Genomic DNA, 9,894 nt, shown 5'->3' on the forward strand with positions numbered 1-9,894 from the left:
TATGTATAGGAGTTTAAAAAGTTTTTATTTTTCACAACGAAAAAATTACAGCTTATCAGAAGATTTTATTATTGATGAGTTTGTTTTTGGTGATGAAAAAATAGATTTTAGATTACTTACAAACTCCGATGAAGTTGGAATAGAAGAACTTGTAGTTTTAGATAAAGAACTACATGAGTTATTTAATGGTAGAGAAGTGGCTATCTCAGTTCAGAGTTTTTCAAAATCAGAATGTCCATATGATTATTACTATTATATAAACTATGATGAATTTGTAAATGAAGTACAAAAATTATTGGAAAATCATGGTTTTACTCTTACAAATAATGATAGAATAAATTTTTTAGAGGATTATATAGAAATATATATATCCGACTCTATTTGTAGATTTAAACTAATTTCGAATTCATTTTTAAATGATTTAAAATCATTTATTTCAGAAAAATACAATAAAGATATTGAAATATTAATGCTAAATAGTTTATTTACAAGAGAAGAAAAAAGTTCTGAAAAATTGGAAAACAAATTAGAAAATAAAAGAAAAGAAATTCAAAAAGAAAAAGATAATAAAACTGAAAAAGTTAAAGTAATTAAAGAAAATGATGAATCAAAAGAAAAATTTAAAATTGGTAAAAAAATTTCAGATAAAGAACCAATTTTAGAAATTTCTGATTTGGATCAAAATAGTGGTTTTTGTAAAATTCAGGGAAGAGTTTATTCTTTAGATATTAGAGAGTTAAAAAGTGGCAAAAAATTAGCTTTATTTGATATTGAAGATGAAACTTCTGCAATGAGTTGTAAATTGTTTTTAGATGATAAAAAACTACAAATTTTTTCTGATAAAATAAATTCTAAATCAATCTCAAACGGAATTTATGTAACAGCAGTAGGTAGAGTTGAATATGATCAATATGCAAAGGGAATTTCTATGATGATTGATGGAATGGAAGAAGCACCACGACATATATTTGTGGATAATGCTCCTGAAAAAAGAGTTGAATTACATTTGAATTCACAGATGAGTGCTCTTGATGGATGTGTAAATTTGGAAGTATTAAAGTCAAGATTACAAGAAATTGGACATACTGCTGTCGGAGTTACTGATATCGGAGTTGTTCAAGCGTATCCACAAATGATGGATTTGTTCAGTAATGGAGATATAAAGGCCTTATATGGTTTAGAATTAAATTTGTTAGAAGATAATCCAAGAATTTTATATAATTATAAAGATGGAGTAAATTTTGATACTTTTGTAGTTTTTGATATTGAAACAACTGGTCTTTCGCATTTAAAAAACAATATTACAGAAATAGGAGCAGTTCGTGTTGAAAATGGGAAAGTTGTTGAGTATTTTAATGAGTTAGTAAATCCAGAGCAAGAAATAACTCAAGAAATAACTGAAATAACTGGTATTACCAATGAAATGGTAGTAGATAAGCCTTTGATAGCCGAAATTATGCCAAAATTTTTAGAATTTTCTAAAAATGCAGTTTTTGTTGCACACAATGCAGAATTTGATATTTCATTTATAAAAACTAATTGTAAAAGATTAAATCTTGAATTTGATCCCACTTTTATAGATACAATGGGGTTTGCTAGAGCTGTATTACCAAATTTAAAAAATCATAAACTTAATACATTATGTAAGGAATTAGGGGTAAAATTATTAAATCATCATAGGGCAAGTTTTGATGCTGAAGCCTGCTCAGGAATTCTTTTAGAACTTATAAAAATGATAGAAAAAGATGGAAAAGTATTTGATGAAAATATAAATAATATTGAAACAAAATGGCCTATCGCAAAAAATATTTCATATAATTCAATAATATATGTAAAAAAAATGGAAGCCTTAAGCGGATTTTATAAGATGGTTTCAGAAGGACTGATGAAGTATTTTAGAAGAGTCGCAGGTTTTCCAAAATCAAGATTGAAGGAATATAGAGATGGTCTTTTAATAGGTTCAGGAAATTGGGATGGAGAACTTTTCAGAGCATTCATAGAAGAAAAAAGTGAAGAAGAAATATTAGAAATTGCCAAATTCTATGATTTCTTTGAAATTCAACCAATTTCTAATTTAAAACATCTGTTTTTTAGAGGAAAAGTTTTAAGCATAGATGATTTAAAAGAAATAAATAATAAGATTTATGAGCTCGGAAAGAAATTAGATAAATTAGTAGTTGCAACTGGAAATGTTAAATATCTTGATAAAAATGACTATATTTTTAGAAATGTAATCTTATATGGTCAAGGAAAGAAAAATCTTGAAAAAGAAGGTTCTTTTTATTATAGAACTACGAATGAAATGCTAGGTGAATTCTCATATTTAGGGGAAGATGAAGCATATGAGGTTGTAGTAAAAAATACTAATATTTTTAAAGATACGCTTGATGACATTTTGCCAATTCCTAATGGGACATTTCCACCTTTTATTGAAGGCGCTGATGAAGAATTAAGAAAAATATGTTATGATAAAGCCAAATCTATTTATGGCGAAAATTTACCTAAAATAGTTGAAGATAGACTTGAAAGAGAATTAGGATCAATCATTAAAAATGGTTATGCGGTTTTATATATAATTGCTCAAAAATTGGTTTGGCGTTCTAATGATGATGGATATTTAGTAGGTTCAAGGGGGTCGGTAGGGTCTTCTTTTGCAGCTACTATGGCTGGGATAACAGAAGTTAATCCACTAATTCCACATTATATTTGTCCTAAATGTAAACATTCAGAATTCCATGATCAATATAGTGGACAATCTGGAGTGGATATGCCAGATAAAGAATGTCCAGAATGTAAAATAAATATGATGAAGGAAGGTCATGATATTCCATTTGAAGTATTCTTAGGTTTTGATGGAGATAAAGAACCTGATATTGACTTAAATTTTGCAGGAGAATATCAATCAACTTGTCATAAGTATACAGAAGAATTATTTGGATCAGATAAAGTATATAGAGCTGGGACTATTGGGACTGTTTCTGACAAGACAGCATTTGGTTATGTAAAAAAATATGTTGAAGAAAATGAACTCTCACTTACAGCAGGCAACATTAGAAGATATGTTAGAAAGATAGTTGGAGTAAAAAGAACTAGCGGTCAACATCCGGGTGGAGTAATGATAGTACCACATAATAAAGAAATTTATGATTTTACACCTATACAATATCCTGCAGATGATTCAACTTCTGAAACAAAAACAACACATTTTAGTTATAAATCAATAAGTGGGAGAATTTTAAAACTAGATTTACTTGGCCATGATGTTCCTACTATTATTAAACATTTAGGAGATTTAACAGGGGTAGATCCTTTAAATATTCCTATGGACGACAAAGACACTTTGAATATATTTTATTCAACAGATAGTTTGAAATTTATTGATGATAAATACAAAGATGGAGTTGGAACTTTAGGAATACCTGAATACGGTACGAATTTTGTAAGACAGATGTTACTTGATACGAGACCAAAAACTCTAACTGAACTCATTAGAATATCAGGACTATCACATGGAACTGATGTATGGTTAGGTAATGCACAAGAACTTATTAAAAAAGGAATACCTTTAAATGAAACAATTTGTACTAGAGATGATATAATGACATTTCTAATTTTTAAAGGCCTTGAAAATAAACGTTCATTTAAAATAATGGAAACAGTAAGAAAAGGGAAAAGTCTTGATGAAGAAACTGAAACATATATGAGAAATAATGGGATACCAGAATGGTATATTGACTCTTGTAAAAAGATTAAATATCTATTCCCTAAAGCTCATGCGGTGGCTTATGTAATGATGAGTTATAGAATTGCATATTTTAAGGTTCATTATCCTGAAGCTTTTTATGCCACATATTTTACAACAAAAATAGACAACTATCCTGGTAATTTAATATTTAAAGGGCTATCTGCAATACAGTCTAAAATGAAAGAAATAAACGAATTAGGAAAATCTGCATCTCAAAAAGAGCAAGATGTATATGACATCCTTGAAGTTGCAGAAGAAATGTACCTTAGGGGAATTGTTGCAAGTAAAGTAGATTTGGAAAAATCAGATTCTTCAAGGTTTTTAATTGATGGTAAAGGTAAAATTTTACCACCATTTAGAGCTTTAGATTTTGTAAGTGATGTCAATTCAACTTCTATATATGAAGAGGTTAGAAAATTACCATTTATATCTATTGAAGATTTTCAAGAAAGAACAAAAATAAATAAAAATGCATTAGAATCCTTAAAAGAGCATGGAGTTTTAAGTAAATTACAACAAACAAATCAAGTAAGTTTATTTGACTTTATGTAAAGAATAACTGAGATTTTATTATCTCAGTTATTCTTAGATATACAATACAAAGTTAACCCAATTATTTAAACATAGGGCTTGTAAAAATTATATGTTTGTAGTATAATATTACTGTTATTTTTGAGGAGGTGAATGAGATGGCAAATATTAAATCAGCACTTAAGAGAATTGATGTTACTAAAAAACAAACTCTTAAAAATAAAAGTAGAAAATCTGAAATAAAGACTTATATTAAAAAATTTGAATTAGCAATAGAAGAAAACAATTTGGAATTAGCTAATGAGTTGTTAAGAAAGATTGATAAAAGACTTAAACAAGCTACTGCACACAGTGTTTTTCATAAAAATGCTGCTTCTAGAAAAGTAAGTAAATTAAGTAAAAAATTACATGATGCTTCAACACAAGCGTAAATATAGCGTGTATGGATCCAACACACTATATTTGCTCCGTGTGGAGCTTTTTTTTTACATTTATTTATTGATATGATATAATATCAAAAAGACCTTAAAATCTATTTTTTGGATTATAAAGTTGTATTATAAGGAGAGTTATAAATTTGAAAATTTTACATTTAATTAGTCAATATCCTTCAAAAACAGGTAGTGGAGTCTATTTGTCAGAAGTATATAAAAACTTCAAAGCTATGAATTTTACTCAAAAGGTTTTATGTGCTATGAATAAAGATGATATTGTGGAAGTTAATTTTGATGATTATGAAATTATCAAATTTAAAAGTGAAGAATTGCCATTTCCAGTAGTCGGGATGAGTGATGTAATGCCTTATGAATCCTTTTTATTTTCAAACTTAGTTGGTGAAAACTTAGAAAGATATATAAATGTTTTTATAAATAAAATAACAAATATCATTGAAAACTTTAAACCAGATATTATTTTTACAAATCATCTCTATATAATGACATCTATTGTTGCAAGTCTTGATTTAAAATGTAAAGTTTTTGCGTTTTGTCATGGAACGGATTTAAGACAACTTTATAAAAATGACATACATAAAAAGTTTATTTGTGACAATATTCCCACACTTAATGGAATTTTTTGCTTGTCAGAAAAGCAAAAAGAAGAAATTATTAATGTATTTAATTATAATAAAGATAAAGTTTATGTTATTGGTGGGGGATATGATTTAGATTTTTATTATACAGATTATAATAAAACTTATTCTAAAGATGCTAAAATAAGACTAATATATGCAGGAAAATTTAGTAGAGCTAAAGGAATTATATATTTACTTAAAGCTTTTGAAAAAATAAAGGATAAATATAATGTAGAATTGATTTTAGCTGGAAGTGGAACAGGAATAGAATATGAGGAGATTATTTCTTATTCTGGAAAGCTTTCTGATAAAGTTAAATTATATGGATATATGAATATGAGGGAAATAGGGGATTTGTTTAGATCCTGTGATATTTTTGTGATGCCTTCGTTTTATGAAGGTCTTTCACTAGTAACAATTGAAGCTATGGCTTGTGGATTAAAGGTTGTTATGAACGAACTAGAAAATTTTATCAATTTTGTTGGCGAAGATATTACAAAATCTAAAAATATTGAATTTGTAAAAATGCCAGTTTTATATGATACTGATAAAGTAATGGAAACGGAGGTAAATTATTATATTTTAAGACTTAGTATGGCTTTGGAGAATCAAATAAATAATTTGTATAATAATAATTATGAACAAGATTTTCCGTCTAAAATGATTCAATTCAGTTGGAAAAATATCTGTGATAACATAAAAAATACAGTTATATAGAAAATATTTATTGATATTATATATTAATAAGAAAAAATTATTTTACTTTATTTAAAATATATGGTATCATTTTGTTGATTATATTTTTGGAGGTAAATTAATGAAAAAATTATCAAAACTATTGCTTTTATCATTAGTTACAGCAACAACTTTAGTAGGTTGTGGTTCTAAATCTGACAATAAGGCAAATGATAAACAAACTGAAAAGAAAGATGAAAAGAAATCATCAGATTTAATGAAAGGTGAAACTCTATTAGAAGAACAAAAGAAAGGTGCTACAGTTATAGATGTTAGAGTTGCAGAACAATATAATGAAGGACATATTAAAGATGCGATAAATATTCCATTGGAAACTATTGAAAAAGATATTGAGTCTAAAGTAACAAAAAAAGATGCAAAAATTATTTTATATTGCAATACTGGAAATAGAAGTGGACAAGCATTAGAAAAATTAAAAAAATTAGGTTATACTAATGTTAGCAATGCACAAGGTGTTAAACAATATAAATATGAACTTGTAAAATAATTTTTAAGGCGATGAAAATTCATCGCTTTTATTGTGAAATAACAGTGTTTTAGGATTCTTATTAAAATCCAATTATTATTTGTTAGGGGTTTCATTTCTTTTTACTTCATAAATTTTACCATTAAAAATATAGAAAATAAATTTCAAATGTGATACAATATAACTTGAGGTGAAGTTATGGCAAAACAAATTTCTGTTATAATTGTTGCTGCTGGTTCTTCAAGTAGAATGGGATTAAGTACTAATAAAATTTTTTTAGACTTATGTGGAATTTCTGTAATTGAAAGAACTATTAGTGCTTTTACTGATATATCTGAAATATTTGAGATTATTTTGGTTACTAAGAAAGAGTTTTTTGAGGACTTTAATAATATAATTAAAAAATATACATTAAAGATAAAATTAGTTGAAGGAGGCTCTTCAAGAGAGGAGTCTACTTTTAATGGACTTTTAAAAGTATCTGATGAGGCAAATTTTGTAATTTGTCATGATGGCGCTAGGCCACTTGTTAGTAAACAAAATATTTTAAATGTAATAAATGAATTAGATAGTTATAAAGCTGTTATTACAGGAGTTAAAACTAAAGATACAATGAAGTTTATATCTTCTGATTTTGAAGTTGTCTCAACTCCCGATAGACGTTCACTGTACAATATTCAAACGCCTCAGGCTTTTGAAAAAGAAGTTATTATAGATGGATACAAAAGATATTTTGAAGAATGTGGTTTTGTTACTGATGATTCTTCTGTTGTAGAAAAGTTGAATGTTAGAGTAAAACTTGTTGAGGGAGAATACTCAAATATAAAAATTACAACTATAGAAGATATATATTATGCAAGATTATTATTAGAAAGAGGCATTTAATATGAGAATAGGAATTGGTTTTGATGTTCATGAATTAGTAGTTGGTAGAGATTTAATAATTGGTGGAGTTAAAATAGATCATGAAAAAGGTCTTTTAGGGCATAGTGATGCAGATGTTTTAGTTCATGCTATAAATGATGCAATTATTGGAGCTTTATGTTTAGGAGATATTGGAAAGTTATTCCCTGATAATGATCCAAAATATAAAGATATTAGTTCTTTGATTATGACTAAAGAAGTTGTCAGGCTTATGAAAGAAAAAGGATATAAAATTGGAAATGTAGATAGTGTAATATCTGCACAAAGGCCTAAATTATCGGGTTATATTATTGAAATGAGAAAAAATATTGCAAATGTTTTAGAAACTGATATAGAAAATATAAGTATAAAAGCCACTACAACAGAACATTTAGGTTTTGAAGGAAGAGAAGAAGGTATTTCTTCTCAAGCGGTAGTATTACTTGAGAAAATATAAGGAGGGAAAGATGAAGAAAGTTTTATTTACATCTGAATCTGTAACTGAAGGTCATCCAGACAAAATATGCGATCAGGTTTCTGATGCAATTTTAGATGAAATTTTAAAAGTTGATCCTGTTGCGAGAGTAGCTTGTGAAACTTTAACAACAACAGGAATTGTAATGGTTGTTGGTGAAATTACAACTTTTCAATATGTTGATATACAGAGTATAGTTAGAAATGTTTTAAAAGAAATTGGATATACTAGAGCTAAGTTTGGTTTTGACGCTTCAACTTGTTCAGTTATAACAAGTATAAATGAGCAGTCAAGAGATATAGCATTGGGTGTTGATAGTGCATTAGAATATAAAAATGGTAATGAAGATAAGTATAATTCTGTTGGAGCAGGAGATCAAGGTATGATGTTTGGTTATGCTTGTACAGAAACAGATGAATTTATGCCGTTGCCAATTACTCTAGCTCATAAATTATCAAAAAGACTATCTTATGTAAGAAAAAATGATATATTAGGATATTTACGACCTGATGGTAAAAGTCAGGTTACTGTTGAGTATATAGATGGAGTTCCGTCAAGAATAGAGGCAATAGTTGTTTCTACTCAACACAGTCCTTCAGTTAAATTAGAACAAATTCAAAAAGATATAAAAGAATTTGTTATTGACGAGGTTATTCCTAGTTATTTAATTGATGAAAACACTAAAATTTATGTGAATCCTACAGGTAGATTTGAAATTGGGGGACCTATGGGAGATTCAGGGTTGACTGGAAGAAAACTAATAGTTGACACTTATGGTGGTTTTGGAAGACATGGTGGGGGAGCTTTCTCTGGTAAAGACCCAACTAAAGTAGATAGATCTGGAGCATATATGGCAAGATACATTGCAAAAAATATTGTTGCTAGTGGAATTTGTGAAAAACTAGAAATAGGAATTTCTTATGCTATTGGTGTAGCAAAGCCCCTTTCTATTTATGTAGATACTTTTGGTACAGGAAAAATTTCAGATGATAAAATTATTGAAATAATTAATAAAGTATTTGATTTAAGACCTGCTGCGATTATTGATATTCTAGATTTAAGAAGACCAATTTATCGTCAAATTGCCGCTTATGGTCATTTTGGAAGAGATGATTTAGATTTGCCTTGGGAAAAATTGAACAGAGTTGAAGATATTAAAAAATTAATATAAATTAAGTAAATATATAGGAGATGTTATTATGGGAAGATGTTATGATTTTAATGAATATGTAGACAGAAAAAATTCACATGCTGAAAAATGGAATAATATGATTTCTGCAGGTGCACCAAAGAATGATCATTCAATTTTATCTATGTCTATAGCCGATATGGAATTTAAATGTTGTGATGAAATTTTAGAAGCTTTAAAAGAACCAATATCAAACGGAGTAATAGGATATGACTGTCCTTGTGAAAAGTTTTTTTCATCATTTATCAAATGGCAAAAAGAAAAAAATAATTGGGATATAAAGAAGGAATGGATTGTTCCAGTTCCAGGAGTAGTACCTGGAATAGCAAATACTATCTTGCACAATACAAAAGTGGGAGATGCTGTTATTATAAATACACCGGTTTATCCACCTTTCTTTAATGCCATAACTCTAAATGATAGAGTCGTTGTTGAAAATCCATTGATTGAATTAGAAGATAAGTATGTTATTGATTTTGACGATTTTGAAAAGAAAATTATTGATAATAATGTAAAATTAAGTGTATTATGTAATCCACATAATCCAGTCGGAAGAGTTTGGACAAAAGAAGAATTAGAAAAATATGGAAAAATTTGTAGAAAACACAATGTACTAATGATTTCAGATGAGATTCATGGAGATTTAATTCTTAAGGATTACAAACATTTACCAATTGCATCTCTTAATGACGACTTTTTATATAATACAGTTACTTTAACTGCACCTAGTAAAACTTTTAATATTGCAGGTCTTGCT

At 27.7% G+C, this 9,894-nt stretch carries 8 protein-coding genes; all 8 read left to right on the plus strand.

All coding sequences use genetic code 11. The features are described 5' to 3' along the window. The first annotated feature begins 1 nt into the window (after position 1). Positions 2-4,297 (plus strand): PolC-type DNA polymerase III, encoded by a 4,296-nt coding sequence (locus VJI95_RS06985; protein ID WP_324010828.1) that lies wholly within the window; start codon positions 2-4, stop codon positions 4,295-4,297. 137 nt (positions 4,298-4,434) lie between these two features. After that, entirely contained in the window at positions 4,435-4,707 is a 273-nt protein-coding gene (rpsT, locus tag VJI95_RS06990) for a 30S ribosomal protein S20 (protein ID WP_323998569.1), read from the plus strand. A 146-nt stretch (positions 4,708-4,853) separates the two neighbouring features. Next, positions 4,854-6,065, plus strand: a complete 1,212-nt coding sequence (locus VJI95_RS06995) for a glycosyltransferase family 4 protein (protein ID WP_324010829.1) — start codon at positions 4,854-4,856, stop codon at positions 6,063-6,065. Between the two features lie 100 nt (positions 6,066-6,165). Continuing rightward, positions 6,166-6,591, plus strand: coding sequence for a rhodanese-like domain-containing protein (locus tag VJI95_RS07000; protein ID WP_323998571.1), 426 nt, complete (start codon positions 6,166-6,168; stop codon positions 6,589-6,591). 177 nt (positions 6,592-6,768) lie between these two features. Next, on the plus strand, positions 6,769-7,455 hold the full coding sequence (gene ispD / locus VJI95_RS07005; protein WP_323998572.1) for a 2-C-methyl-D-erythritol 4-phosphate cytidylyltransferase: 687 nt from the start codon (positions 6,769-6,771) through the stop codon (positions 7,453-7,455). Position 7,456: 1 nt separating this feature from the next. Beyond that, positions 7,457-7,930: a 2-C-methyl-D-erythritol 2,4-cyclodiphosphate synthase gene (gene ispF / locus VJI95_RS07010; RefSeq protein WP_323998574.1), complete on the plus strand. Its 474-nt coding sequence runs from the start codon at positions 7,457-7,459 to the stop codon at positions 7,928-7,930. 10 nt (positions 7,931-7,940) lie between these two features. Next, entirely contained in the window at positions 7,941-9,119 is a 1,179-nt protein-coding gene (gene metK, locus VJI95_RS07015) for a methionine adenosyltransferase (protein WP_324010831.1), read from the plus strand. Positions 9,120-9,147: 28 nt separating this feature from the next. Continuing rightward, positions 9,148-9,894 (plus strand): MalY/PatB family protein (locus VJI95_RS07020; RefSeq protein WP_324010833.1); only part of this gene is annotated, 747 nt, incomplete at its 3' end.

It is taken from the genome of Parvimonas sp. C2 (genome assembly GCF_035282405.1).
Lineage (GTDB): Bacteria > Bacillota > Clostridia > Tissierellales > Peptoniphilaceae > Parvimonas.

What these genes read in the sequence shown, in the direction of transcription:
- VJI95_RS06985 (WP_324010828.1), top strand. Translation starts at nt 2, where the DNA reads ATGTATAGGAGTTTAAAAAGTTTTTATTTTTCACAACGAAAAAATTAC.
- rpsT (WP_323998569.1), top strand. Translation starts at nt 4,435, where the DNA reads ATGGCAAATATTAAATCAGCACTTAAGAGAATTGATGTTACTAAAAAA.
- VJI95_RS07000 (WP_323998571.1), top strand. Translation starts at nt 6,166, where the DNA reads ATGAAAAAATTATCAAAACTATTGCTTTTATCATTAGTTACAGCAACA.
- ispD (WP_323998572.1), top strand. Translation starts at nt 6,769, where the DNA reads ATGGCAAAACAAATTTCTGTTATAATTGTTGCTGCTGGTTCTTCAAGT.
- ispF (WP_323998574.1), top strand. Translation starts at nt 7,457, where the DNA reads ATGAGAATAGGAATTGGTTTTGATGTTCATGAATTAGTAGTTGGTAGA.
- metK (WP_324010831.1), top strand. Translation starts at nt 7,941, where the DNA reads ATGAAGAAAGTTTTATTTACATCTGAATCTGTAACTGAAGGTCATCCA.